We start from the raw sequence: 26082 nt of genomic DNA, 5'->3' as shown, positions 1-26082 counted from the left end.
CCTCGGCTAGCCGACCGAGGGGCGGTGCTCATGCGATGGGTCAGCGGCTGGTGTTGAGCTGGAACGTGCGCGTCGCGTCGAGGTAGATGCTGTACTGAGCCCGTTTGCCGGGCGGGGGCAGCTGGGAGACCAGCTGGTTCAACGAGGTGGTAGCGCCCACCACCGGAATTCCTGCGACGTACAGATCGGCGACCGCGCGCCGGATATGGTTCGGTGAGGTCACCGCCACCGCGGTCCGGGCGCCCAGGTTGTGCAGAATATCGGCACTGAACAGCGCGTTCTGGACCGTCGAACCGGCTCGGTTCTCCAGATGGATCCGTTCGGCCGGGATACCCCGGTGGATCAGCCAGCCGGCCATGGCCTGGGCCTCGGTGATGCCGTTGCTCGGATTGTTGCCACTGACGACGATCGGCGAGAACGGTGAGGCGATGGCCTGCAGCCAGGCGGCCTGCAGGCGTTCGACGAGTTCGGGGCGGGGCGTACCGTCGGGGAGCAGCCCGAAACCGAAGACCACGATGCCGGTCTGCGGCCCGACCAGGGCCGGAAGTGGGTTCGGGAGGGTGGCGATACCCGCGCCGACCGCGTGCAGGACGCCGTCGGTGCCGGCGGCCATCGCGCTGTCGATGGCGCGCAGGCGGCCCATGGCATCGTTGAGGGCCGGTATATCGCCCGCGTAATGGGACCAGATCGCCTGAAGGGACAGCGCCTCGGCATCGGTGGGATCCCGCCCGATCAAATCGTGGAGCGCGGCCCGGCCGGCGACGGAATCGCCGTCGGTGAAATGGCGCTGAGCAGAGTTGTACAGGGCGTCTGTTTCAGGGCTGGCCTGGGCCGGCGCGCCGGCGAGCCCGGCCAGCGCGATACTCGTAGCGGCGGCCGCGGCCGCCACCAGATACTGCAAACCTCTTCGACTGTGCACTACGGCGACACCTTTCCACGGGTGGAGCGGGGTTCTCGCAGATGATTCGTTCGATGAAATTCGGGTGCGGTCTGTGGCAACCCACCATAGGTCCGGTGTCGGCCGGAACCCGGTATTTGCGGCTGTCCGATCCGGGACATGTCCCGTGAAACCCCTGGCTACAGCTCTGCGGGGCGTATCGGTGCCATCGACACAGTAATATCCGGCGGTATGCGAGGCTGCGGGTGGGGTCCCCTCGGCCCCCAACCGATAGGGTGAACATCCGTGGATACCGCATCGCTGACCGGGAAAGACCTCGCTGCCGCCATCAACGCCGATACCACCGCGCGGGCGCAGGCGCTGACCGAGCAGGCGGGCCGCGCCCCGCGGCTGGCGCTGGTCGTCGCCAACGCCGATCCGGCCAGTGCCTGGTATGTGAACTCGCTCAAGAAATCGGCCGCCAATCGCGGAATCGATTGCGAGACCGTGGATCTCGGTGCGGACGCCTCCGTCGACACCCTGCGCACCGAACTCGCCGTGCGCAGCGCCGACCCCGAGACCGACGCCATCATGCTGCAGACGCCGCTGCCGGCCGGCGTGACGCTCGACGAGGTGTCCCCGGCAATCGTGGCCACCAAGGATGTCGACGGGGTGAGCCCGCTGTCGCTCGGACTGCTCACCGCCGGATCGGCCGGGTTCGCGCCCGCCACCGCCGAAGCGGTGGTGGAGTTGCTGAAACATCACGGCATCGAACTGGCCGGTCGGCACGTGGCCGTCGTGGGACGGTCGAACGTCGTCGGCAAACCGCTGGCACAGCTGCTGCTGGCGGAGAACGCGACGGTCACGATCTGCCATTCCCGCACCACGAACCTGCCCCGGGTGACCGCGGCCGCCGACGTGGTCGTCGCCGCCGCGGGCCGGATCGGGCTGGTGACCGGCGCGAATGTGCGGGAGGGAGCCGTGGTGATCGATGTCGGCACCAACGAGGCAGCCGACGGGAAGATCGTGGGCGATGTCGACGCGGAGTCGGTCCGGGGTATCGCGGTCGGGCTGAGCCCGGTGCCGGGCGGGGTGGGCCCGGTGACGACCGCGCTGCTCATGCGCCATGTCGTGCTCGCTGCCGAACGGGCGCGGTGATCCGCGCCGAGACCTGCTGCCGAAGGCGCTGCCGACGCTGTCCGGGCTGTCCTGGAGGTTCGGGGCCGGGCCCTACGGGGTAGCGCTACTGTGTGTGCGGCTATCGGTCCGCACTCGCAGTCGAGTTAAGGTGACATGGTGAACGTCGAAGTGACACCCTTGCCGGGAATAGGCGTCCGCAAGGATTTTCCGCTTACCGCTGTACGCCGGCGGATCGGGGTCGTCGATCACAAGGACGGGGCGATCGATCTGATCTTCACCAGGATCGGCGATCCCGACGCCACCACGCAGATTCCGCTGACCGAGGCCGAGGCGGGCACGCTGGCCAACCTCTTGGGCGCCCCGCAGCTGGTGGGTCAGCTGCGCAACGAGCATCGGGATATGGACGGTGTGAACACCCGGCAGTTGCCGGTCGGTGAGAACTCGCCCTACGACGGGCGGACCCTGGGCGAGACCCGGATGCGGACCCGGACCAAGGCCTCCATCGTGGCGGTGATGCGGGCCGGGCAGGCGATACCGGCCCCGGGGCCGGACTTCGTGTTCACCGGTGGTGATGTGTTGATCGTGGTGGGCACCTCGGAGGGGCTGGACAGCGCCGCGGATATTTTGAAAGACGGCTGAACCTGTAGCGATGAATGCGACCACGCTGGCGTTGATCCAGCTGGGCGCGGTGTTCTTCGGGCTCGGAGTGCTCGGACGCATCGCAGCCCGGATCGGCATGTCCCCCATTCCGTTGTATCTGGTGGGTGGATTGGTGTTCGGGGAAGGGGGTTTCTTCGGACTACACGAGGCCGACGAGTTCATCCATCTCGCCAGCGAGATCGGCGTGGTCCTGCTGCTGTTGCTGCTCGGGCTGGAATACAGTGCGGCCGAATTGTTCACCGGGATGCGACGATCCTGGATGGCCGGCCTGCTGGACCTGGTCCTGAACACCACGCCCGGTGTGGTGGTCGCATTGCTCCTGGGGCTGGGCCCCACCGGGGCGCTGGCGATGGCCGGTGTCACCTATATCTCGTCGTCCGGGATCATCGCGAAGGTACTGAACGATCTGGGCCGGCTCGGTAACCGGGAAACCCCGGTGATCCTGTCGATCCTGGTCTTCGAGGACCTCGCGATGGCCGCCTACCTGCCGGTGCTGACCGCGGTCCTGGCGGGCCTCGGATTCGTGGCGGGTCTGCAATCACTGGGTATCGCACTGCTCGCGGTGACCGTCGTGCTCGTGGTCGCGTTCCGCTACGGCAAATACGTCTCCGCGGTGGTGGCCAGCGACGATCGCGAGATCTTCCTCCTCAAACTGCTCGGTGCGGCGCTGCTGGTGGCCGGGGTCGCCTCCGCGCTGCAGGTGTCGGCGGCGGTCGGGGCGTTCCTGCTGGGGATCGCGATCTCCGATACCACCGCGCACAACGCGACCAAGATCCTGGAACCGCTGCGGGATCTGTTCGCCGCCATGTTCTTCGTACTCTTCGGCCTGACCACCGATCCGCGCAGTATTCCGCCGGTGCTGGGGTGGGCGGTGCTGCTCGCGGTGATCACCACGGTCACCAAGATCGCCACCGGCTGGTGGGCCGCCGCGCACGCCGGCTCCTCGCGGCTGGGGCGCGCCCGCGCCGGTGCGGCACTGGTGGCGCGCGGCGAATTCTCCATCGTCATCGCCGGCCTGGCGGTGGCCGCGGGTGCGGTACCCGACGAATTCGCCGCTCTCGCCACGACTTACGTGTTGTTGATGGCCTCGGTCGGCCCGATCGCGGCGCGCGTGGTGGAGCCGGTGCTGCGGATCGTCACCCGGCAGCCGAAACCGGAACCCGATACCGCCGACGAGTAGGCCGGGGATCGGATCAGAGGGCGGTGTAGCCGCCGTCGACCAGGTATCCGGCCCCGGTGACGAACGAGGCGTCCTCGGAGAGCAGGAACGCGACCACCGCGGCGACCTCGTCGGCTCGGCCGAACCGCCCGAGCGGATGTTTGTTCTCCAGGAATTGCCGTGCGTCGTCGGGCATTTCGGTGAGCGGGGTGGCGATGACGCCGGGCTGGACCGCATTGATCCGCAGGCCGGTCACGCCGTATCCGACGGCGGCGGCCTTGGTCATGCCGAGTACCGCGTGTTTGGAGGAGGTGTAGGCCGACCCGGGTGCGTCGGTGGCGACGGTACCGTGCACCGACGACATATTGACGATCGCGCACCCCCGCGCTCCCGCGCGGCGCCGGAGGCGCCGCAAATAAACACCGATCCGCCGATCGGCCTCGCGGCGAGGAGGTCGATCGGCGGATCGGTGGGCCGCCCTCAGGCTGCGGCGGCGTGGCGGAGGGAACCTATCGCCGTGCCGACATCGTCGACGTCGACGACCAGGCGGGTGTAATCGTGTCCCCGCAGGTCGATGCGGACGGCGTTGCCACCGAAGAGGGTATCCCAGTATTCTTTCCGGCCCTTACCGCGGAAGGTTCCCGCGGCGATCGCGCCGGGGAAGAACACACCCGGGGCGCGCACCCAGGGCGGCCGGCGGTCGATTTCGGCCGGTTCGACGGCCGCGATATTGGTGAGGTCGAAGGTGATGTGGTCGCACAGCGACAGCACTCGGTGTGCGCCGCGGACGTGAACAGTGACGGTGGTGCCGGTGATCTCGAAGTCCACCATGGGTTCCTCCCTGATGCCGAGTTCCGCTCGTCCGATTCCAGGATGCCGCCGTGGCCTGGCCGTTGGCTGTGCTGTGGCTGTGAAAATTCTCAGGTTCGCCGGCGGTTCACCGGAGACATCGTCGTCGGGCGCGGTGGCGTTTCGTCGCAGGTGGCGTGCCCGTGGGCGGCGTGTCGAATACTGCGGTGGCGCGGCGCGGGCGCTATCGGTCAGACTCGTCGGTGTGGATCAGAAGTCATACGGGTGGGCGGCCGGGGGCCGGGCCACTCACGAGGCCGGCGGGTACCCGGTCCGGTACCTATCGTGTCGAGGTGATATGAGGTGACCGCGCTCGCTGCGGGGGAGAACCGGCCGGCGCCGGGTGACCGGCTGACGGTGACGGTGACCTGTTCCGCGCCGGTGGACGTTTCGGCGCTGCTGCTCGCCGCAAATGGAAAGGTGAGGTCCGACGGCGATTTCGTCTTCTTCAACCAGCCGGCCGGGCCGGGGGTGACCTACCGGCACGGGCAGGGTGCCGGCGATGTCGTCGACGTGCAGACGCCGGGCCTGCCCGGCGATGTCGAGCGGGTGGTCGTCACCGCGAGCCTGGACGGCAGTGGGCCGCCCACGTTCGGTTCGGTGGGGTCGCTCACCGCGACGGTGACCGGGCAGCAGGGCACGCTCACCTTCGCGGTGTCGAAACTCAGCACCGAGACGGCGGTGGTCTGCGTGGAGATCTATCGCCGTGCGGGCGCATGGAAGGTACGCGCGGTCGGACAGGGATACGACAACGGCCTGGCGGGTATCGCCACCGATTTCGGGGTGAACATCGACGACGAGCCGGTTCCGCCGGCGCCGGCGCCGCCCGCCCCGCCCGTATCCCGTACCGATCCCACCATGGTCGCCAATCCGGCTGCGGCGCAACCGTATCCGGCTCCGCAACATCAGTCTCCGCAGCATCAGGCGCCCTCGTATCAGGCGCCGCAGTACCCGCAGCACCCCGGCTCACCGCCGGTGCCGCCGTCCGGGTACCCCGCCGCGCCGCCGGCCGGATATCCGCAGGCGCCCGGTTATCCGCCTCAGCAGCCGTATCCATCCGGGCCGGCCCATCCGGCGCCGCCAGTCCCCGCGCACCAGCCCCCCGCATATTCTTCCCAGCAAGGAGCTCAGCCGATGCACAGCGAGCTGTTCGACCCGCGTCATGCCGAAGTGTCCGGGATGGGTATCCAGAAGCAGGGCAGCAAGATGATCAAGGTCGGCGTGAACGGCGAAACGCTGGTCCGCTCCGGATCCATGGTCGCCTACCAGGGTGATCTGCATTTCCAGGCGCTCGGTTCCGGAGGGATCGGCCGGGCGATCCAGCAGCGGCTCACCGGCGAGGGCGTACCGCTGATGAAGGTGTCCGGGCGCGGCGATCTGTTCGTCGCCAACGGGGCGGCCGATGTGCACATCATCGATCTGGACGGCACCGACGGGCTCACCATCAACGGGTCCAATGTGCTCGCCTTCGATCCCACCCTGGGTTACGACATCCGGATGGTGCAGGGCGCGGCCGGGTTCGCCAGTAACGCCGGTCTGTTCAACTGTGTGTTCACCGGCCGTGGCCGGATCGCCATCACCAGCCACGGTGGCCCGGTCGTACTCAATGTCGATCAGCCCACCTATGCCGATCCGCAGGCGGCCATCGCCTGGTCGTCGAGCCTGCAGACGAGTGTGAAACGCAACGACTCCTTCGGGTTGGGCCGGCTCATGGGCCGTAGCACCGGAGAAGGCATCACCCTGTCGTTCGCCGGCCGGGGATTCGTGATCGTGCAGCCCTCGGAGCTGCCGCCCGGCGGCATGCTCGGCGGGACCGGCGGTGGGCAGGAGGCCGGACAGAGCGGCGGCCTGCTGGGCGGGCTGCTCGGTTAGCCTCACTGCCGCCGCGGCGCCGGTGTGGTATCGACGTCCTATGGTGATGCGGTCCCGGTACGACGTAGTGATCGTGGGCGGCGGGCACAACGGCCTCGTCGCGGCGGCGTATCTGGCCCGCGCCGGACAGTCGGTGCTGGTGCTGGAACAGGCGGCGACGACCGGCGGCGCGGCCGTCTCGGCGCGGGTGTTCGACGGAGTCGATGTCCGGTTGTCCCGGTACTCGTACCTGGTCAGTTTGCTGCCCGAGCGGATCGTCGGCGATCTGGGCCTGCGGTTCCGGACGCGCAAGCGGCGGATCTCCTCCTATACGCCGGCCGGATCGTCGGGTCTGCTGGTCGACAACCGGTCACCGGCGGTCACCCGGGACAGTTTCGTACGGGTCACCGGATCGGAGCGGGAATTCACGGCGTGGCAGCGGTTCTACGCGATGACGGGGGAGGTGGCCCGGGCGGTTTTCCCGACACTCACCGAACCACTGCCGACCGCCGACCGGCTGCGGCGGCGAGTGGGCGGCCGAGTGTGGGAAGACCTGTTCGAGCGACCTCTCGGCGAGACGATCGAAGAGTATTTCGCCGACGACGTGGTGCGCGGGGTGGTGTTCACCGATGCTCTCATCGGCACGTTCACCCATGCGCACGATCCGTCGCTGGCCCAGAACCGCTGTTTCCTCTATCACGTGATCGGTGGCGGTACCGGCGACTGGGATGTACCGGTGGGTGGTATGGGCGCGCTGACCGACGCGCTGGCCGACGCGGCCCGGACCGCGGGGGCGGAATTGGTGACCCGGACGGAGGTGACCGGGGTGGCGACCGACGGGCAAACCGCGGCGGTGGATTTCGCCGGGGCGGTGGCCGGGACCGTGGCGGCCCGGTATGTGCTCGTCAACGCCTCACCTGCCGAGGCGGCCCGGCTGCTGGGCGAACCCGCCGACAGGAAACCCGAAGGCGCCCAGCTGAAGATCAATATGGTGCTGGACCGGCTGCCGCGACTCCGCGATCCCGCGGTGACCGCGCAGGACGCGTTCGCCGGGACGTTCCATATCGCCGAAACCTATGGACAGCTGGCGCAGGCATACCGGGAGGCTGCGGCCGGACGGCTGCCCGCGCTCCCGCCCGCGGAGATCTACTGCCACACCCTGACCGATCCCGGTATCGCGGCCGGATCGGCGCGGCACACCCTCACGCTCTTCGGGTTGCACACTCCGGCAAGGCTTTTCGAATCCGACCCCGATGTCGCGAAGCAGGCCGCGGTCACCGCGAGCCTCGACGCGCTCGACAGCGTACTGGCCGAATCCGTCCGGGAGTGCCTGGCCCGCGACGTCCACGGTGCGCCGTGTCTGGAGGCCGCCACACCGGTGGATCTGGAACGCGCGCTGCGACTGCCCGGCGGGCACATCTTCCACGGGGATCTGTCGTTCCCCTACCGGGCCGGGCCCGGGGACACGCCCGCGCAACGCTGGGGCGTGGCGACCGGTCACGCGAATGTGCTGCGCTGTGGCGCGGGCGCGGTGCGTGGGGGCGGGGTGAGCGGAATCGGCGGGCACAATGCGGCCATGGCCGTCCTCGAGGAAACCGCCGCCCAGCGTCCGGGAAATGCCGGGTGAATTCTGGTCGGAGAATCGGCGGTCACGCTCACTGGTGGGAGTATTCGAATACTTTGTGGCGGTAGCGTTGTCGGCTGTGGATCGGCCCCGCGGGTCGTTTCGATTCCATGTCCGGCGCCGAGGAGATATACGTGGCACTCGATACCGTCCCGAAGAGCAGGGCCTCCGAGGACAAAGCGGCTCGTGAGCAGAAAGCGATACGTGAACTCGCGGGCCGGTTGTCCGCCGCCTATTCCGAGGATCACTCGCCCGACGAGGTGGACACCGCGATTCGGACGGCGCACGAACGGTTCGCCGGAAGTACGGTGCGTGACTTCGTTCCCATTCTGGTGGAGCGGGTGGTGCGCCGGGAATTCGAATCCGCCGAGGAGACCGGCGCCGCCGCGGCGATCACCACTCCCGGTGCCGCACCGGTGTCGGTGCACAAGGGCACACCGGCCGCCGCGACCGAACCGGCCGATCCCGAACGTCCGCTGCGGACCGACCGCCGCGGGCTGTTCGCGCTGGCGGGCGCCGCGGGCGTGGCGGCGATAGGCGCCACGGCCTGGGCGGTGTCACGACCCGATTCGGCTCCCGCCCCGGCGGCGCCGGTCGCGGGAGCGCCGCTGACGAAGGTCACCGGGGTGGTCGGTTCGGAGAAGGCGGCCTTCTTCGCCGACGAGCGGGTCGCCGGAGTATTCGCCGCGCACGGCTACGACGTGCGGGTCGAGGCGGCCGGGTCGCGGGAGATCTCCACCTCGGTGGATCTGGACGGGCGGGCGTTCGCGTTCCCGTCCAGTCTGCCGGCGGCCGAGCGGCTCAAACGTGAGAGGGGGGTGAGCACCCAGTTCGTACCGTTCTATTCGCCGATGGCGATCGCCACGTTCACCCCCATCGTGCAGTTGCTGGACGCGGCCGGGGTGGTGAAGTTCGACGGCCCGGCGCCCAGCCTGGATTTCTCCGCCTATATCGATCTCGTGCAGCGCGGTGTGCAGTGGGACGAACTGGCCGGCAACACCGCCTACCGGGTGGGGAAGAACATCCTGGTCAGCACCACCGACGCCCGGACCTCGAATTCCGCGGCCATGTACCTGGCGGTGGCCAGCTATGTCGTCAACGATCACGCGGTGGTGCGCGGCGCCACCGCCGAACAGCATGTGCTGCCCACCCTGCAGCGACTGTTCCTCGCGCAGGGCTACACCGAGGGCTCCAGCGCCGGGCCGTTCGAGGAGTACCTCACTGCGGGGATGGGGCAGACCCCGATGACCTGGATCTACGAGGCGCAGTACGTGGCGGCCGCGGTCGAGGGACGTTTGCGGCCCGATTCGGTGCTGCTGTACCCGTCGCCCACTGTGCTGTCCCGGCACACCGTCGTCCCGCTCACCCCGGAGGGCGAGGAGATCGGTGCGCTGCTGCACACCGACGCCGAGTTGCAGTCGCTGGCCGCCGAACACGGTTTCCGGACCGGGGATGTCGCCCGCTTCGACGAGGTGGTCGCGGAACACGACGTCCCGGTGTCCCCGGATCTGGTCGATATCGTCGATGTCCCCGCCTACGAGACCCTCGAGCATCTGATCGACGGGGTGGCCGCCGCGTACCGGTGATCCGGCGGCCGGGCGGACGGAACCCGCGGCCCCGTCCGCCCCTCGCCGGTCACAGCTGTGTCGCGACCTCGTCGGCGATGAGCGCGAGATGGTCGAGGTCGGTGAGGTCCAGGATCTGCAGGTAGATCCGCTGGGTGCCGATCTCGCGGTAACGCCCGATCTTGTCGACCACTTCCGCGGGGGATCCGGCCAGTCCGTTGGCCCGGAGTTCGTCGACCTCGCGGCCGATCGCGTCGGCGCGGCGCGCGATCTCCGCCTCGCCGGATCCCACGCAGGCCACCAGCGCATTGGAGTACACCATGCTGTCGGCCGCCCGGCCCCCCGCGGCGACCGCGGCGCGCACCCGGTCGAACTGGGCGGCGCTGTCGTCCGCCGAGACGAACGGGGCATTGAACTCGGTCGCGTACCGCGCGGCGAGTCGCGGGGTACGTTTCGGCCCCTGCCCGCCGACGATCACCGGAACCGGCTGCTGCACCGGCTTCGGCAGAGCGGGGGACTTCACGAGCTCGTAGTACTTGCCGGTGAAATCGAAGGTGTCACCGAGCCGGGTCTCCCAGAGCCCGGTGATCACGGCCAGCTGTTCTTCGAAGCGGCCGAATTTGTCGTCCGGGAACGGTATCCCGTACGCGGTGTGCTCGTCGGCGAACCAACCGGTGCCGAGTCCGAGTTCCACCCGGCCGCCCGACATCTGATCGACCTGGGCCACCTGGATGGCCAGCGGACCCGGCAGCCGGAAGGTGGCGGCCGTGACCAGGGTGCCGAGGCGGATCCGGCTGGTTTCCCGGGCCAGGCCGGCCAGCGTGATCCAGGCATCGGTGGGGCCGGGCAGGCCGTCGACCGAGCCCATGTGCAGATAGTGGTCGGAACGGAAGAATGCCCCGAAGCCGAGGTCCTCGGCGGTGCGGGCCACGCTCAGCAGGGTCGGGTAGTCGGCGCCCTGCTGTGGTTCGGTGAAGATTCGCAGTTCCATAGACCTCATCGTGCCGCACCGGTCCGGCGGCGGCCGCGGGCGGCTTACCGCCGGATCAGGCGGCCGGGCCGGTCATCCGCGTGGGCGACACCCGATCGGACCAGCCGCAGGGTAGCGAGCAACTGGCGATGACGAGGGTTTCGATCTCGCCGTTGTCGAATACGCGCCGGGTGGATTCGGCGCGGGCCGGATATCCGCAGGACGCGCATTTGCCGAAATAGTCGAGGATCTCGTCGATTTGGGTGATGGCCACCCGGCGTCGGGTCTGGTGCATCGTGGTCCTCCGGATCGCAGAACGAGTGGTATGCGGCCGAATGTAGTTCGCGCTCAACAGCTGTACGGGCGAAGTGAGCTCGCGCTGGGAGTTCTCACACCGGGCCGGTCGGCGGGCTTGGACAAGCTCCAACGGCGGTTTCGGCACCTGTGGTGAACGCCGGGCAAACGGCTTCGTGACCTGTCACAGACCGTTGCTACTCGCTGGTAACAACTTCGGCGCCGAGCTATTGTGAGGGACATTACAGATGGGTTACCCCGCCGACCCAGTTGTTCGTTGCGGGCCGACGAGAAGTTGCGGGAGTTGGTTACCGACGTCATCGATATGGTCGCGGAGATCCCCGCAGCGCGTGCCGCTTTCTGGGAGCTGCTCCTCGACCCGCAGACCTATCCGCGGGTGTTCACCGGTATCGGCGCCTGCTCCAGGCTGGACCTGCCCGGCGCCGAGCCGGTGTTCGAATTCCGGCTCGGCACGCCGGAGGCCGGTATCCGGGTGCTGCGCGTGCGCGTGGTCACCTCCCGCTGGTACGAGAGCCTGGAACTGCACGCGCCGGAGATCGGTAGTTTCGCGGCGTTGCGGATGTACGGAGAAGGCGACCGCAGCACCGTATCCATCACCTTCTTCGCGCCGGGGCGGGTGCACCGGCACCTCACCGAGCTGTCGAATTCGGCGATCCAGGACTGGACCGCCGAAGGCCTGCGCCGGATCGCCGATATCCTGCGCGGCGCGCGGACGTCCACGGTGGTCAACGGGGAAGGCTCGCTGGTCCGCCGCCAGCTCGAGGTGCTGCGTCAGGTCACCGTCAGCGGTGTGGTGCGCACCCGGCCCAATGCGGTGATGAAACAGCTGCTGTCACTGAACAAATGGGGTTTCAACCTGGCGGGGGGTTATGCGGCCGGTGCTGCCTACGCTCCGGCCCGGCTCGCCGTGGTCGACGATCGAGGGTCCCGCACCTTCGCCGAGATGGACCGGCGCAGCACCGCACTGGCCGGTGCGATGGCGGCCGTGGGACTCGGCGCGGGTGACGCGATCGGACTGTTGTCCCGCAATCACGCAGGCATGGTCGAAACCATGGTGGCCGCCGGCAAACTCGGGGTGGACGTCGCCCTGCTCAATGCCGGCCTGTCCGCGCGCACCATCGAACAGATCGTGCAGCGGCACCGGCTCTCGGCCCTGTTCGTCGACGGCGACCTCGAACAACTGGTCCAGTATCTGCACGACGACCTGCCCCGGTTCAATACCGACCTGCGGCCGCCGTTCCCCGGCCGGTACACCCTCGAGGATCTGATCGAGAGGGGGGAGACGGAGTTCCGTCGGCCCGCCCATCCCGGCCGGTTGATCGTGCTCACCTCGGGTACCAGCGGAATACCGAAGTGCGCGCGTCGGCCGCATCCCAAGGGATTCGGCACCATCGCCGCGCTGCTGTCGCGGATCCCGCTGGAGATGGAATCGACGATGCTCATCCCGGCACCGCTGTTCCACACCTGGGGGCTGGCCGGGTTACAGCTCAGTACCGCGCTGCGGTGCACGGTGGTGCTGCCGGAACGTTTCGATGCCGAGGACTGCCTGCGCGCGGTCGCCGAACACCGGGTGACCACCGTGATCGTGGTGCCCACCATGGTGAATCGGATCCTCGATCTGCCCCCGGCGGTACGGGCGCGCTACGACACCTCCAGCCTGCGCCAGGTGATCAGTTGCGGGGCGCCGCTGGCCGGGGCCACGGTGCTGCGGTTCATGGACACCTACGGCGATATCCTCTACAACGTCTACGGATCCACCGAGGTCTCCTGGGCGACCATCGCGACTCCCACCGATCTGCGCTTCGCGCCCACCACCGCCGGGCGGCCGCCGCTGGGTACCCGCGTATCGGTGCTCGGACCCGACCACAAACCGGTGCCGATCGGCGCCACCGGGCATATCTTCGTCGGCAACCACATGCTGTTCGACGGCTACGTCAATTCCGCGCCGCCCGACGAGGCGCACGGCATGCTCGACACCGGTGACCTCGGATACTTCGATGTCAACGGCCGGTTGTTCATCGCCGGCCGGGATGACGAGATGATCATCTCCGGGGGTGAGAACGTCTTCCCGCGGCCGGTGGAGGAGGCACTGGCGCATCTGCCCCAGGTCAGCGAAGTCGCCGTGGTGGGCGTCCCGGACCCCGAATTCGGCCAGCGGCTCGCCGCGTTCGTGGTGAAACACGAAGGGGCCGGACTCGATTCGGATATGGTGCGCACCTATATCCGGCATCGGCTGAGCCGGTTCTCGGTGCCCCGGGACGTGACCTTCCTGTCGGCGCTGCCGCGCGGGGAAACGGGAAAAATCTTGAAATGGCTGCTCGCCGGACGACAGGACGGGGAACTCCCACCGTCCGGTCTCGGCGGGCTGGGGGTCACCGGGTCGGTATGACGGCGGCCGCGGGCGGTGTCCGCGTCGCGGCGCGAATGCCGGTGGGATGCTGAATTACCCGATGATCACGGCGACATGGAGTTATCCATGGTTGCCGGATGGGTCACGCGGGTGTGCGTGCCGCCGCCGGGCGGGGTAACGGGTGCGGGGGCCACGGTGGGCCGGACGGCGCGGGGTAGATTCATCAGCCGCACAATCAATCGGTCGGGAGAGGCATCCTCCGTGGTAGTAGTTTCCGTGCTCACAGGACTGGCCGTGGCGTGGTTGATCGCTGGCCTGCACTGGTACCTGTGGCGGCGGCTCGTTCGCGACACCACGCGGGACGGATCTCGCTGGCGGATACCCGGCGGTATCGTCCTCGGGGCCGGCGCGATCACGATGTGTGGCGCCTTCGTCGTGATGTTCGTGGAGGTGGACCGGGCCGACTGGCGCTGGCTGACCTGGCCCGGATTCCTGTGGGCGGCGCTGTTCCTCTACCTGTTGCTCGGCGTACTGGCCGGGGAGGTCGTCCGGCCGCTGCTGCTGCGGGGCCTGGTCCGGCGCGACGCCGGCACCGCCGCACCGGCAGGTGGGGGCGAAACCTCCACCGCGGCGGACACGGCGCCCGGAGCCGTCGAATCGAGCGTGACGCCGCAACCTGTCGGCGCCGCGGTGGGAGAATCGCCCGGTACGAGCACCCCCCGGCCCGGCCGCCCCGGCCCGGCGGCTCCTACCGGGACGGACCCCGGCGCCGCGGTATCCGGCGTGGCGCCGCCGCCACCGGTATCGCGCCTCCTGTCGCGACGACTGCTGGTTTCCCGGCTGGCTGCCGGGGCCACCGTGATCGCGGCCGGCGCGATCGTGGGGACCGGTACCTACGGGGTCCTGAACGGGCCGGTGGTGCGGCGGGTCACCGTACCGCTGGCGAAACTGCCCGCACAGGCGCACGGACTGCGGATCGCCCTGGTCAGCGATCTGCATCTGGGCCCGGCGCTGGGCCGCGCGTTCTGCGAAGGGGTGGTGCGCACGGTGAACGACACCCGTCCCGACCTCATCGCGGTCGTCGGCGATCTCGCCGATGGCACAGTGGACGATCTGCGAGCCGAAACCGACCCGCTGGCCGGTCTCACCGCGCCCCTGGGTGTTTATTACGTACCGGGCAACCACGAATACTTCGCCGACGCCGACGCGTGGCTTGCCCGGGCCGGTGAACTGGGGATGAAGGTGCTGCTCAACGATCGGGTGTCGCTGCCGGACTTCGATCTCGCCGGGGTCGACGATCCGAGGGGGACCGCCATCGGCCGCGGACCCGATTTCGCGGCGGCTCTCGACGGCCGGGACACCGATCGGGCCTGTGTGCTGCTGGCCCATCAGCCGATCGTGGTCCACGAATCGGTGGCCTACGGGGTCGACCTGCAATTGTCGGGGCACACCCACGGGGGACAGCTGTGGCCGGGCAATCTGATCGCGCGCCTGCCCAACCCGACCGTGGCGGGGCTGGAGCTGTACGGGGCGACCGCGCTGTATGTGACCCGCGGCGCCGGTGCCTGGGGTCCGCCGGTGCGGGTGGCGGCGCCGTCGGATATCACGGTGCTCGAGCTGGCCTCGCTCCAGGGAGTCTGAACCGCCGCTGCGGCGGGGTCAGAGGCGGGTGAGCAGATTCTCCAGCCGTTCGATCCGGGGTGTCTGCACCGGAGTGAACTCGGGTGGATGGTGGATCTCGACGCTGAGACGGTCGTCGTAGGTGGTGATGATGCTGGTACCGCCTCCGGCCTGCGGGGGGCGGCGTCCGGTCGGATCGGGTTTGGCGATCATGGTGGTGCGGAAGTCGTGGATCCGGAGCGTGGGCACCGACAGCCGGGGTAATCGGCCCCAGTTCGTGGTCATCACCGTGTCGAACGGGTTGGCGGGGGGCGCGGCCAGGGTGTCGGGGAGCTGGAGCGGGGTCTGCTGGATGTAGCCGGAGGTGAGGTCGCTGCGCAGAGCGTGGAAAACTCCGCGTGCCAGGGCCGGGAGGGTGGCCTCGGTACCGGGGCCGGGCCGGTAACCGGCGAAGCCCAGCACATTCGTTCCCTCGGTCGGGCCGATGGGAGGCCGGACCCGGCGGCGCAGATCCACCGAATACGAACACAGCAGTTCGCCGACCGGCAGCTGCCGGGCTTCGGATTCGGTGAGTAGCAGGGCGGCCGCCACCAGGCTGTGCATCGTCACCCCCGCCCGGTGCCCGTACGCGACGAGCGCGCCGGTCTGCTCCCGGCTCAGCCGGCAGCGGGTGGTGCGCAGGGGCGGGTACGGGTGTTCGTTCGCGTTCAGCGCATCCGCCGGGGGCAGTGGCGGTGCGGCCCGCGGCGGCTCGGTACCGCCCGGGACGGGCCGGCGCACGACTCCCCGGCCGGCGAGCAGGTCCTCCACCGGCATCGGCTGCCTGGGGGGCGGGAGCGTGGGAACCCGTCCGGCCGCGGCGGCCACATAGCAGTGCCACAGCTGCTCGAGCAGGTGCAGGGCATGGGTGGCGTCGGCAATGCTGTGATGCACCAGCAGCGTGACGCTCGCGGTATCTGCCGATCGCACCACGTGCAGTGTGCCCAGGGCTCGTCGCTGATCCGGTTCGGCGCCGGTGAGCAGCTGCTCCGGGTCGCCGTCGGCGACGGTCAGCACGATTTCGGGCGGGCCGGAGGTGACCAGGGTGTGTCCGACCGGCTCGGTGGGCGCGAGCTGTGCTCCGAGGATGGGATGGGCCGTGACCAGGACTTCGAAGGCGGTGGCCAGCGCGCTGAGGTCGATCCTCCCGGACATTCGGGCGCAGTATCCGACGAAGACCTCGCTGAATGCGAAGATCTGTTCGCTGGGCGCCAGCGGGCGGATGACGGTTGCCGCGGTCATGATTGGTGCCTTCGTCCGGAAGTTTGTGTGAGGTTAACCCAAAATCGGTTCCTTGCCGGATATTTCGGTCGGTAGGAGACGGACGCTACACAACCCGCCCGACCCGGCTGGTACGTTCGCTTAGGTAAGCCTAATTAATGAAGGAGGCCGGATGGCCAGAAAGCGCACGACCATGACCGTCGCTCGGACGGAGTGGCTCGGCCCCCATATCGTGCGGGTGTATCTGGGTGATCCCGGATTCGACGATTTCGACGCGAGCGAGTACACCGACGCGTATGTGAAACTGCTGTTCGACCGTCCCGACGGCGAGGTGATGCGCACGTACACGGTCCGTTCGGTGGACACCGCGGCCCGCGAGATCGCCATCGACTTCGTGGTGCACGGCGACGAGGGGATCGCGGGCCCGTGGGCCGCCGCGGTACAGCCCGGCGAGCGGGTCACGTTCTTCGGGCCCGGCGGGGCCTACGCCCCGCGCGCGGACGCCGACTGGCATCTGCTCGCCGGTGACGAAGCGGCGCTGCCCGCCATCTCCGCCGCCGTCGAGGCACTGCCCGAGGGGGCGCCCGCGAAGGTGTTCATCGAGATCGCCGACCCGGCCGACGAGATCACCCTGACCACCAAGGCGCTGGTGGACGTCACCTGGGTCCACCGCGGCGGCGCCGCGCACGAGGTCGGCGACGATCGCGCCGGCGACAACGCACCCCTGATCGGCGCGGTCCGTGCGGCGCCGTGGCTGCCGGGCCGGGCACAGGTCTTCATTCACGGGGAGGCGCAGGCCGTGATGCACAACCTGCGCCCCTATATCCGTAAGGAACGCGGTGTCTCCGCGGAGTTCGCCTCTATTTCCGGGTACTGGCGCCGAGGCCGGACCGAGGAGAGCTTCCGGGTCTGGAAGAAGGAACTCGCCGAGGCCGAGAGCGCCGGCTGAGCGCGGCCCGGCGCCGATCAGTTCGCCGGGCAGTCCGCGCCGTTGGGGACCGGCAGGCAGATCCCCGCGGTCGCCGACAGCAGCAGGCCCGCCCCGGCCACGAGTGCGCCGAGGGCGACGGCCAGGAAGACGACCACCCAGAGCAGGCCCGGCAGCCGGGTGAGCCGGGCCAGCTGGTCGGCGTCGGTGGTGCCGTCGCGCATCCGGGAGCGGGTGCGCTGCAGCTCCAGTACCGGGCGGCTGCCGGCCAGCAACAGCAGCCAGGTCGCGAGGTAGGCGAATCCGGCCTGCAGCGCATCGGAACCGAACCACGACACCGCGAAAACCAGTGCGCCGGTGCTCACCACGGAGACGACGCCGTACACGTTCCGGATCATCACGAGCATCACGGCCAGCGCGGCGATCGCGGTCCACAGCATGAGGGTGATGCGCCCGGCGCCCAGCAGCGCGGCGAATCCGAGTCCCACCAGGGGAGGGGCCGGGTAGCCGGCCAGCGCGGTCAGGATCATGCCGAGCCCGTAGGGCTTTCCGCTGGACACGGTGAGTCCCGATGTGTCCGAATGCAGGGTGATGGCATTGAGCCGGCGTCCGCTCAGCAGCGCCACCAGCGCGTGTCCGCCCTCGTGCGCGATGGTGACCACATTGCGGGTGATCCGCCACAGCGGGCCGTAGGCCACCAGCACCAGCGCCGCCACGGCTGTGGCGAGTACCAGCCACGACGGGGGCGCCGCCTGGGTCGTCGTGAGCCGTTCCGCGATGGAACTGCTGCGGTCTATCAGATCACCGGTATCCACCGCCGCACCTTAACCGGGGAGCGCGGCGGGGCGCGCGTCGTGGGTCGGACCCGGCGACCGGGCGGTGCCGGTGGGCGACGGCACGAAACCGAAGTATCTGTTGATGGGACGTCTCACTATCTTTGCCGACCCGAGTTCCGAGGTGGACCGAAGTCCGGGCGATGTGTCGGCCGGAAAAGGGTGGGTAACTATACGTTTGTCCATATCGGTTGCCGGTCGCTGGTGGAGGGAGCACGTATGTGCACGGGTGAGCAGTACGACCGTGAGCCGGAGGAGTCCGGGCATGTGTTCGAGGTGCCGGATCCCGCGGAGCTGATGCGAATGTGGTCGGCCGACAGCGCCCGCCCGGCGGCGCGCGAACGGCCGGGGTCGGATTTCGAGACGGCCTTCCGGGTGGGGCTGGGCATGGCGCTGGCACTGCTCGACGATTCGGATCCGTCCGGACGTCGGGTACTGGCCCGGCTCGAGGTGGCCGCCGCGCGCTGGGCGCGCGAGGAGGTGCCGCTCGAGATCATTCAGCATGCCCTGCACGAAGGCGTGAAAAGTGGTCTGGGCCTGCGTAGTTCGGCGGCGCGCCGGACTCCGGACGCCGCGGCCGGGGGCGTGGACGGATGTTTCGTGGTCGATGTGCTCGATACGCTGACCGCGGCCGTGTCGCGCGCCTATGTGGCGCAGGTGCGCAATGGTCAGGAGCGGGGATGAGGGTCAGTTCGCCCGGTAGCTGCGTGCGACCAGCGCGGACCGCAGATACCACAGACCGGACGGCTGCGTGGGATCGAAGCCGGTGAGCTGGGCGACCCGTTTGAGTCGATAGTCGATCGTGTTGGTGTGGATGTGCATGAGACGCGCGGTGCGCTGCCGGTTCAGGTTGTTGCTGATATGGCGCTGCAGGGTCTCCAGCAGTTCCGGATGATCGTCGAGCGGATCCAGGAGCGACCCCAGGTATTCGCGGCCGGGGCCGGGCCGGGTCAGCTGGTATTCCAGCGCCATATCGTCGAACCGGTACAGGCCGGGCACGCAGTCGAGCCGCTGGACCATATCCAGAAGTTCGTGCGCCTGATCCGCCGCCGAGGGCACCTCCGCGGTGGGTGCCTCCACCACCGCAGCGCTGACCGGCACCTGGGCCGCCCGCGACAGCTGCACGACCAGTTCGTCGAGTTGCTCGCCGGTCAAGATGTCGGCGGGCAGCAGCACGGTGCCTCCGTCGACGCTCAGCAGCGACAGCGCCGAATCCTCGCAGCGGGTCGCCAGTTCGGCCTGGACCCGGCGCAGTTTGCGCCGCGCGACCACCTTGCCGTCCAGCGCCGGGATCGCTTCGTCCGGATGGGCCGGAATGGCCATCGCCAGCACGGTGTAGGCGGGGGCGATCTCGATCCCGCATTCGCGGGCCATGGTGGAGGTGCTGTGCCCGCCCAGCAGCGCGGAGGTCAGGGTGTGCACGGCGGTATGGTGTTCGCTCACCACCGACCGCAGTTCGCGGACGTAGGCCATGGAGATACAGACGGTCATCGTGTCCAGCATCTCGACGACCAGCTTGGCCCCGTCGACCAGCGCCGAATAGTCGGTGACGGTCGCATTGGACACCACCAGGTCCAGGCCGAGCCGGAAACCCTCGTGCACGGCGTGGTGGATGGTGTCGATCGGGACGCCTTCACGCGCCCAGCCGGCGGCGGCGTTCTCCAACCGCCGGGTCTTCTCCGGAATGTCCTTACCGTCGAGCATGCTGACGGCGAGTTCGAGGCAGGTCCGGGTGATGGTGGTGACATCACCGTGGATCGCGTCACCCGGCAGCGTGCCGCAGGGGACCACGTTCTCCACGAAATGACCCACCATGTGGCGGGACAGTGTGCGCACATCCTGTAGCGGCGCGGACATGGGCTGGCCGGATAGCGTCAGCTTGGTTCTGGTCGTGTCGACGGTCATGCTGCTGACTCCTTCTACCCCTGGGTGGCGAGACTGCGGCTCCACAGTAATGATCATGTGTCGTATTCCGGGCGGCTTTGCGAACTCGACTGGACGACCGTGCAGGCACCAACCTTCCGGCTTGTGACCGGTCACAGTGGTGCGAGTTATGGTCGAAGCCGCTGATCAGACCGGAAACGCGGGTGCAAGGGTGCTTGCCGCGCGCTCGGCTCGGGTGCAGGCGTTCTCGGCCGCGCCCGGGGCGCTGTCGACCCGCACCCGCACCACGCCGCCGCCCGCGGTGGGCAGGGCGACGGTGCACGTCGTCGCGGTATCGGAGGTCCCGGTGTGCAGGAGCCGGCCGATGCGGTTCGCGACAGTGACCTCGGTGCGGGTATCCCCGTCACCGGCGACTTCGTCCGGCGAACCGTCGGCGGAGAACAGCACCCGCAGCGCGGCCCGCTCGCTGCTCCATCCGCAGCCCGCCCAGCCCGGTTCGGTGGCCACATCGCGCCGGATCGAGCCGGGCGCGAACCCCGCTTCGGTGAGCAGACCGGCCGGGAGACCACACGGATCCCACATCGCCGCGGGGTCCGCGGGTTCTGCCGCGCCGCCACAGCCGGCGATGAGGATCGCGACGGCGGCGGCCGGCCCACCGAGCCGGATTCGGCCGGAAAAGCCGGGGTGGAGCGAGCGTAGCGGTGCACTCATGACGCGGATGCTATCGACCGATCCCGCTGCGCCACAGCCGCTCTGTGCGGGCTCACAGCGGCTCGGGAGCCCGTGTTGCTGCGCGGCACAAAGGGACACACCCGTCTCATCATGTGGAAATGCGGCGGCGCTCGCGGTGGGGTGGGGAATACGGTGGCCCGGCGATCGTGTTGACGTGTCCGGTCCGGAGGAAGAGGTGCGGCAGTGGTGGCGGAGACGGTGCGAACCGAAGTGGGGCTCCGCTCCGAACGTGGCCCGATCCTCGGCTCGCTCATGCTGGCCACCGGACTGATCGCGCTCGATTCCACCATCATCGCGACCGCGGTGCTCACCATCACCGAGAGCCTGGGCGGTTTCGCCCAGTTCCCGTGGTTGTTCTCCGTTTATCTGCTCGCCCAGGCCGTCACGGTGCCGGTGTACGGCAAGATCGCCGATACGGTGGGCCGAAAACCGGTGCTCCTGTTCGGCATCGCCGTCTTCGCTGTCGGCTCGCTGCTGTGCGGACTCGCGGGCAGCATGCTGTGGCTGATCGTGTTCCGGGCCGTGCAGGGTATCGGCGCGGGGGCCATCCAGCCCATGACCATGACCATCGCCGGGGACCTGTACACCCTGGCCGAGCGCGCGAAGGTGCAGGGCTATCTCGCGGGCGTCTGGGCCTTCTCGTCGGTCTCGGGTCCGCTGCTGGGTGGCGTCTTCGCCGAATACGTCGGCTGGCGGTGGATCTTCCTGGTCAACCTGCCGCTGTCGGCGTGGGCCGGGTGGATGCTGCTGCGCCACTTCACCGAGACCCCGGCCCGGCAACGCCGGCGGGTGGACTACGCCGGTGCGATGCTGCTGACCTCCGGTGCGGGTGCGCTCATCCTCGGGTTGCTCGAGGGCGGCCGCGCCTGGGCCTGGGACGCGCCGATCAGTATCGCGATCTTCGCCGGCGGGGCCGCGGTGCTGGTGTTGTTCGTCCTCGTGGAACGCCGGGCCACCGATCCGGTGCTGCCGCTGTGGCTTTTCACCCGGCGCGTCGTGGTCGCCAGTTCGGCGATCTCCGCGCTGGTGGGTGCGCTACTGCTCGGTCTCACGTCCTATGTGCCGACCTTCACCCAGGGCGTCCTGGGCGTCGGGGCGGTGGTGGGCGGGCTGACGGTCGGCGCGCTGACCCTGGGCTGGCCGGTCTCGGCATCCCAGTCCGGCCGGGTGTATCTGCGGATCGGCTTCCGGCGCACCGCACTCATCGGCGGCGCCACGGCCACGGTCGGCGCCGTCGGCACTCTGTTCATCGGGCCCGCGACGTCCATCGCGCAGGTCGCGGCGACCTGTTTCGTCATCGGCCTCGGCATGGGCCTGGTGGCGAGTCCGACCTTGATCGCCGCCCAGACCAGCGCCACCTGGGGCGAACGTGGTGTGGTGACCTCGGCCAATATGTTCGCCCGGTCGATCGGCAGCGCCGTGGGTGTGGCCGTGTTCGGCGCACTGGTGAATTCGCGGGTGGGCGATACCGGCACCCCCTCGCCGGCGGCGCTGGCCGAGGGGGTGCATCTGGTGTTCGTGGCGGTGGCCGTGATGGCCGTGGCCATTGTGGTCGCCTCCGCGCTGATGCCCGGCCGCGCGGAGGCGGCCGAGCAGCAGCGAACCGTCACTCCCGGGCGGTGAGCACCTCCACCCGCTCCCCGGCGTCGAATTCGATCACCTGGTGGACCCGGGAATCGCCGACCCGCCCGAGATCGGCGACGACGACTTCGCCACGCTGAGCGATCGATTCGACCAGGGCCTCCTGGGGATTGCCGTCCGATCCGGCGATCAGTATCCGGTCCCCGACCGCGAGCGCGTCGGCGCGGACCCCGCTGTCGATCAGGCGCGGAGTGAAAACGCCGCAGTAGGTGCGGCCGGCGGAGTCGCCGAGTCCGCGCTGGGCGATCGTCCACCAGACGGGGGTGGTGCTGGCGCCCGCAGTCCGGCGATGCCAGCGCAGGACCCGATCCCGGCCCGCTTCGGCGGCGGCTCGGCTCTCGTGCACCGAGACGTGCCGCCGCACGGGCGCGCTGCGCGGTTTCACGGTGCCCGCGGCACCGTCGACCACCAGGATCCAGGTGGCGGACTGTTCCTGATCGCGTGCCGCGTTGACGCGTTTGGCCAGCGCCTGACCCGGGGTCGCGCCGAGCCGATCGGCGACCTCGGCCAGGTTCTCCGCGAGCCCGAGCGCGCGCAGGAAGGCGGCCACCTCGATTTCGGCGGTATCGAGCCGCTGGGCCAGGACCGGCATGGGTGTGCGGTCACGCCAGGCAGCGCGCGCGATGTGCTCGTGCTCGGTGAGCCAGAGCGCGGACGGGCCGTGCCGATGATGGTCCAGTACGACGGCCCACCAGTCCCATTGCGGATCGGCCGCCATCCGGTCCTGGATCCAGCCGGCCCGGTCGTTCGCGCGTACTTTCTCCTCCGGCGGAACGAAGTTGCGCAGTGCCGCCTGGACGGCCGACGGCGTCCGGCCGAGTTCCGCGGCGATCTCGGGCAACCCCTTACCCGCCCGCAGTTCCGCGGCGATGGCCCGGTATTCCGATTCGCGCCACGACGTCCCGTGCTGACGCGGCGGCAGCAATCGTTCCTGTCCGATTTCACTCATCACAGAACCCCCGGTTCCGAAGCGCCGGAGGGGTTTGCGGTGCGGCCGGTCCGCCGGCCGCATATCACCCCTCCGACTGTGTCCTACCTGCATGATTCTACGTGGGGGGTCCGACAGAAAACGGCCTCGCGGCACCTGTGCGAGCCGGGGCCGTACGGAGATTATTCGTTCCGGCGCAACGCTTTCGGCGCGCCGGAGCCGGGCGGCGAGCCGGGCACGGCCCACCGGTTCCGGTGGGCCGCAGCCGAGTTCGTCGATCAGGGTGTGGAGTAGCCGATCAGTGCGCCGACCCCCGCGCCGATCGGAATGGTGATCAGGGCGCCCACTCCGCCCAGGAAGAAGCCGAGTACGGCACCGATTCCGCCGCCGATCAGGGCACCGATCCCGGCATTGTGCAGTTTGCGCGACTCGGTGTCCGGGTCGGCCACGAGCTGGGCGACATGCTGCCCCGCCGGTGTGGACGCGTCCGGTGTCAGCGTGAGGGTCCGGCCGTCTGCCGAGATGGCCGACGCCAGCGGTGCGGTCTGCCCGGCGGCCGCGACGCCCAGCGGCAACGTGGTGAGCACGCGGCCCGCCGGATCCGACAGGGTGACGGCCGCGCCGTCGGCGGTGAGGGCGAAGCTGCCGGCGTCGAGAGTCGTGACGATCGCGGTGCCCGCCTCGTTCGGCGCCACGACATAGCCGATACCCTGCTCGGCGCCGCGTACGGCGACCTCGGTGGCCACGGGCTGCGCCTGCGCCGTACCCGCGGCGACGCCGAGGGCGCCGATCGAGATCAGCGCGGTGGCGGCGAGTTGCTTGATTCTCATGGTGTTCCCCACTTGTTCTGCCGGCGCCCCAGCGCCGACGGTCCCCAAGAAGCCGGATCTCGGCTCGGAACCCATTCTCATGGAACAAGATCGGGCCGACAATGCTTTCCGCGAATCGGCGGCGCGGTGAATTCGGCCGCGCCGCGCATTATCCGGCCGTTACCGCAGCGCGCCGTGCGAGTCCGGCGGCGGAGACGGCTTCGTTTTCCGGACGGCACGCGCGGGTGGCGCGCCGCCGCCGTGCCACCCGCGCGTCTCCCCACTACACGTCCAGGATGTGCGGGAGGCCGGCCCGGAACCGGTCCGCGTCGAGCTTTTTCGCCGCCGCGAACGCGGGCAGGGCGACCAGCGGGAACACCGGCGCGTGCGGCGCGGGATCGTCCGCGGCGTCGATGATCGCATTGGCCGCCGACCGGCCGGATTCGTTGGCGCTTTCCATGGTCGCCAGATCGATATTGCTGCGCACATGATCTCCGCCGAAGAACAGATTCGGAATGGCGCAGTGCGCGGTCGGCCGATGATCGTAGGAACCGACGGTATTGACCAGCAGCGGGGTTTCGTTATGGGTGGTGCCGTCGGACCAGCTGATCCCCGGATCGAGATGCCAGGAGTGGATATCCTCGTCGCGCAGCCAACCGGTGCTGTTGTTCAGCCACAACTTCAGCTGTGCCCAGACCTCGTTCGCGATTTCCGGCGCGCTGCACTGTTTCGCGGGCCGCTGATGGAGAATTCCCGGGGTATCCCAATCGGAGATATCCACCGAGAAGCATTCGACGACCGAACCGTCGCCGTATCGGTCGGCGAAATTCCCGACCCACATCGGCGCCTGCCGCAACGCGGTCAGGGCCCATGGCGATCCCAGTGCCGCGATATGGCCCTCGGGTATTTCGGTGGGGCGGCGCAGATAGAACTGGATACCGACCATCCAATCGGTGAGCAGTTCGCGCATACCGGCCAGCCGGGGATCGGCGGACAGAATCGGATCGTCGAGCAGCGGCACCGTCTTCTCGACCGGCATGGCACAGACGTAGTGATCGGCGACCACGGAATTCGCGATGCCACCGCCGTCGGTGACGGTGACCGACTCGATCCGGCCGTTCCCGTAGTTCAACCGGCTCGCACGCTGCCCCATGACGAACCGCACGCCACGGCTCCGCAGATAGGTCACCCACGGATCGATCCAGGCCGCATTGGTCGGGCGGTTCAGGATCCGGTCCACACCACCGGAGAATTCGGGGATCAGGCCGGTTCCCGCCAGCACCAAGGCTTCGCCGATGGTGCCGATGGTGCGCGCCGAACTGAGATGCGGTTTGGCCGCGACGGTGATCCGGGTGAGCGCGTTGACCAGATAGGAACGGTAGGCCGGGGATTTGCCGTCGGCGCGCATGATCTGTTCCCAGGTCAGATACTCCCACTGCCCGAACCGCCGTTCGGTGCTGGAGGTGAACCACATGAGCATCTGTTTGGCGAAGAAGGCCAATTCGTGTGGCGGCAGTTCCGGGATGAAGCTCAACGCGCCGATAATGCTGTTCTGCAGGCGTTCCGGGGTGAGCTGGTCGAGCGCACCGACTTCCACCGGGGCGAAGATCGGCGGTTTGTCGCGGAATCCCGCCACCGTCCCCTCGACGCGGATCAGATTGTCGAGCACACCGTTCGGATTTCCGGGGAACGGGATGCGTCGCATGGTGTCGGGAATGTTCTGGTAGCAGCCGGGAAAGAAGCGGAAGCCGTGTTCGCCGGGCAGGTCCGCCCGCCCGCCGGCTCCGGTGCCGGGGACCGGCATACTGCGTGCCTTGCCGCCGAGGAAGGCGGGTTCGTAGACGGTTACCCGGAACCCGCGCTCGGCGAGTTCGTGCGCGGCGGAGAGACCGGCCATCCCGCCGCCGAAGACGGCGACCTCTTTTCCGCCGGTGCGTAGGCCCGGGGTCCGGCGGCGGGGGGCGGCGGCGTGCGCGGTACCACTCGCCGCCGATCCCGCCGCGAGGATCGCGGCGCCGGCGAGGGCACCGCGCAGGGCGGTGCGGCGGTCGATCGAGGCTGACTTCTTCGGCAGCTGATCCGACATG

23 protein-coding genes are annotated in these 26082 nt (G+C 69.1%); 11 read left to right on the top strand and 12 right to left on the bottom strand.

Annotated elements, in window-relative coordinates:
- Nucleotides 1-40 precede the first annotated feature (40 nt).
- A complete protein-coding gene (locus NF4_RS20080) occupies nt 41-919 on the bottom strand; it encodes a YdcF family protein (protein ID WP_232330568.1) in 879 nt (292 codons plus the stop codon).
- A 264-nt stretch (nt 920-1183) separates the two neighbouring features.
- Between NF4_RS20080 and NF4_RS20075 the strand changes: the two genes are divergently transcribed.
- From NF4_RS20075 to NF4_RS20065, 3 genes are all read left to right on the top strand, one after another.
- Nucleotides 1184-2035, top strand: a complete 852-nt coding sequence (locus NF4_RS20075) for a bifunctional 5,10-methylenetetrahydrofolate dehydrogenase/5,10-methenyltetrahydrofolate cyclohydrolase (protein WP_063128874.1) — start codon at nt 1184-1186, stop codon at nt 2033-2035.
- A 138-nt stretch (nt 2036-2173) separates the two neighbouring features.
- On the top strand, nt 2174-2656 hold the full coding sequence (locus NF4_RS20070) for a cation:proton antiporter regulatory subunit (RefSeq protein WP_063128962.1): 483 nt from the start codon (nt 2174-2176) through the stop codon (nt 2654-2656).
- Nucleotides 2657-2666: 10 nt separating this feature from the next.
- Complete coding sequence (locus tag NF4_RS20065; protein WP_063128873.1) at nt 2667-3857, top strand: cation:proton antiporter; 1191 nt, start codon at nt 2667-2669, stop codon at nt 3855-3857.
- Nucleotides 3858-3870: 13 nt separating this feature from the next.
- On the opposite strand, the gene NF4_RS20060 is transcribed toward NF4_RS20065, so the two are convergent.
- Together NF4_RS20060 and NF4_RS20055 are read right to left on the bottom strand one after the other, a co-directional pair.
- Nucleotides 3871-4251, bottom strand: a complete 381-nt coding sequence (locus tag NF4_RS20060) for an SDR family NAD(P)-dependent oxidoreductase (RefSeq protein ID WP_063128872.1) — start codon at nt 4249-4251, stop codon at nt 3871-3873.
- 65 nt (nt 4252-4316) lie between these two features.
- Complete coding sequence (locus NF4_RS20055) at nt 4317-4667, bottom strand: hypothetical protein (RefSeq protein WP_063128871.1); 351 nt, start codon at nt 4665-4667, stop codon at nt 4317-4319.
- A 321-nt stretch (nt 4668-4988) separates the two neighbouring features.
- On the opposite strand from NF4_RS20055, the gene NF4_RS20050 reads away from it, so the two are divergent.
- From NF4_RS20050 to NF4_RS20040, 3 genes are all read left to right on the top strand, one after another.
- The gene (locus NF4_RS20050) at nt 4989-6557 is read left to right on the top strand and encodes an AIM24 family protein (protein ID WP_063128870.1); all 1569 of its coding nucleotides are present in this window, start codon (nt 4989-4991) and stop codon (nt 6555-6557) included.
- 40 nt (nt 6558-6597) lie between these two features.
- On the top strand, nt 6598-8163 hold the full coding sequence (locus tag NF4_RS20045) for a phytoene desaturase family protein (protein ID WP_063128869.1): 1566 nt from the start codon (nt 6598-6600) through the stop codon (nt 8161-8163).
- Nucleotides 8164-8294: 131 nt separating this feature from the next.
- Nucleotides 8295-9746: a three-helix bundle dimerization domain-containing protein gene (locus tag NF4_RS20040; RefSeq protein ID WP_063128961.1), complete on the top strand. Its 1452-nt coding sequence runs from the start codon at nt 8295-8297 to the stop codon at nt 9744-9746.
- Nucleotides 9747-9795: 49 nt separating this feature from the next.
- Here NF4_RS20040 and NF4_RS20035 read toward each other — a convergent pair whose 3' ends face one another.
- Complete coding sequence (locus tag NF4_RS20035; RefSeq protein ID WP_063128868.1) at nt 9796-10716, bottom strand: LLM class F420-dependent oxidoreductase; 921 nt, start codon at nt 10714-10716, stop codon at nt 9796-9798.
- 55 nt (nt 10717-10771) lie between these two features.
- Entirely contained in the window at nt 10772-10990 is a 219-nt protein-coding gene (locus tag NF4_RS20030; RefSeq protein WP_030520614.1) for a hypothetical protein, read from the bottom strand.
- Between the two features lie 303 nt (nt 10991-11293).
- Here NF4_RS20030 and NF4_RS20025 point away from each other — a divergent pair, with 303 nt between their 5' ends.
- Together NF4_RS20025 and NF4_RS20020 are read left to right on the top strand one after the other, a co-directional pair.
- Entirely contained in the window at nt 11294-13399 is a 2106-nt protein-coding gene (locus tag NF4_RS20025; RefSeq protein ID WP_063128960.1) for an AMP-binding protein, read from the top strand.
- A gap of 237 nt (nt 13400-13636) precedes the next feature.
- Entirely contained in the window at nt 13637-15001 is a 1365-nt protein-coding gene (locus NF4_RS20020) for a metallophosphoesterase (protein ID WP_232330566.1), read from the top strand.
- Between the two features lie 18 nt (nt 15002-15019).
- On the opposite strand, the gene NF4_RS20015 is transcribed toward NF4_RS20020, so the two are convergent.
- Nucleotides 15020-16261: a phthiocerol/phthiodiolone dimycocerosyl transferase family protein gene (locus tag NF4_RS20015; RefSeq protein ID WP_063128866.1), complete on the bottom strand. Its 1242-nt coding sequence runs from the start codon at nt 16259-16261 to the stop codon at nt 15020-15022.
- A gap of 151 nt (nt 16262-16412) precedes the next feature.
- On the opposite strand from NF4_RS20015, the gene NF4_RS20010 reads away from it, so the two are divergent.
- A complete protein-coding gene (locus tag NF4_RS20010; protein ID WP_063128865.1) occupies nt 16413-17189 on the top strand; it encodes a siderophore-interacting protein in 777 nt (258 codons plus the stop codon).
- A gap of 17 nt (nt 17190-17206) precedes the next feature.
- Here the strand turns inward: NF4_RS20010 and NF4_RS20005 are convergent, their stop codons facing one another.
- Nucleotides 17207-17983 (bottom strand): M50 family metallopeptidase, encoded by a 777-nt coding sequence (locus tag NF4_RS20005; protein WP_063128864.1) that lies wholly within the window; start codon nt 17981-17983, stop codon nt 17207-17209.
- 237 nt (nt 17984-18220) lie between these two features.
- Here NF4_RS20005 and NF4_RS20000 point away from each other — a divergent pair, with 237 nt between their 5' ends.
- Nucleotides 18221-18685: an RsbRD N-terminal domain-containing protein gene (locus NF4_RS20000; RefSeq protein ID WP_063128863.1), complete on the top strand. Its 465-nt coding sequence runs from the start codon at nt 18221-18223 to the stop codon at nt 18683-18685.
- A gap of 3 nt (nt 18686-18688) precedes the next feature.
- On the opposite strand, the gene NF4_RS19995 is transcribed toward NF4_RS20000, so the two are convergent.
- Nucleotides 18689-19906: a PucR family transcriptional regulator gene (locus NF4_RS19995; protein WP_063128862.1), complete on the bottom strand. Its 1218-nt coding sequence runs from the start codon at nt 19904-19906 to the stop codon at nt 18689-18691.
- A 165-nt stretch (nt 19907-20071) separates the two neighbouring features.
- On the bottom strand, nt 20072-20596 hold the full coding sequence (locus tag NF4_RS19990) for a DUF3558 family protein (RefSeq protein WP_063128861.1): 525 nt from the start codon (nt 20594-20596) through the stop codon (nt 20072-20074).
- Nucleotides 20597-20800: 204 nt separating this feature from the next.
- Between NF4_RS19990 and NF4_RS19985 the strand changes: the two genes are divergently transcribed.
- Entirely contained in the window at nt 20801-22240 is a 1440-nt protein-coding gene (locus NF4_RS19985) for an MFS transporter (protein ID WP_063128860.1), read from the top strand.
- On the opposite strand, the gene NF4_RS19980 is transcribed toward NF4_RS19985, so the two are convergent.
- From NF4_RS19980 to NF4_RS19965, 3 genes are all read right to left on the bottom strand, one after another.
- Nucleotides 22224-23207 (bottom strand): hypothetical protein, encoded by a 984-nt coding sequence (locus NF4_RS19980; protein ID WP_157120462.1) that lies wholly within the window; start codon nt 23205-23207, stop codon nt 22224-22226. The genes NF4_RS19985 and NF4_RS19980 overlap by 17 nt on opposite strands.
- A 257-nt stretch (nt 23208-23464) precedes the next feature.
- Nucleotides 23465-24016, bottom strand: a complete 552-nt coding sequence (locus tag NF4_RS19970) for a DUF8020 domain-containing protein (protein ID WP_063128959.1) — start codon at nt 24014-24016, stop codon at nt 23465-23467.
- 262 nt (nt 24017-24278) lie between these two features.
- Complete coding sequence (locus NF4_RS19965; RefSeq protein WP_063128857.1) at nt 24279-26081, bottom strand: hydroxysqualene dehydroxylase; 1803 nt, start codon at nt 26079-26081, stop codon at nt 24279-24281.
- Nucleotide 26082: the final 1 nt, after the last annotated feature.

This window comes from Nocardia fusca NBRC 14340 (assembly GCF_001618425.1).
Lineage (GTDB): Bacteria > Actinomycetota > Actinomycetes > Mycobacteriales > Mycobacteriaceae > Nocardia > Nocardia fusca.
Note: the sequence above shows the minus strand (reverse complement) of the source record. Positions and strands in the feature narration are given on the sequence as shown.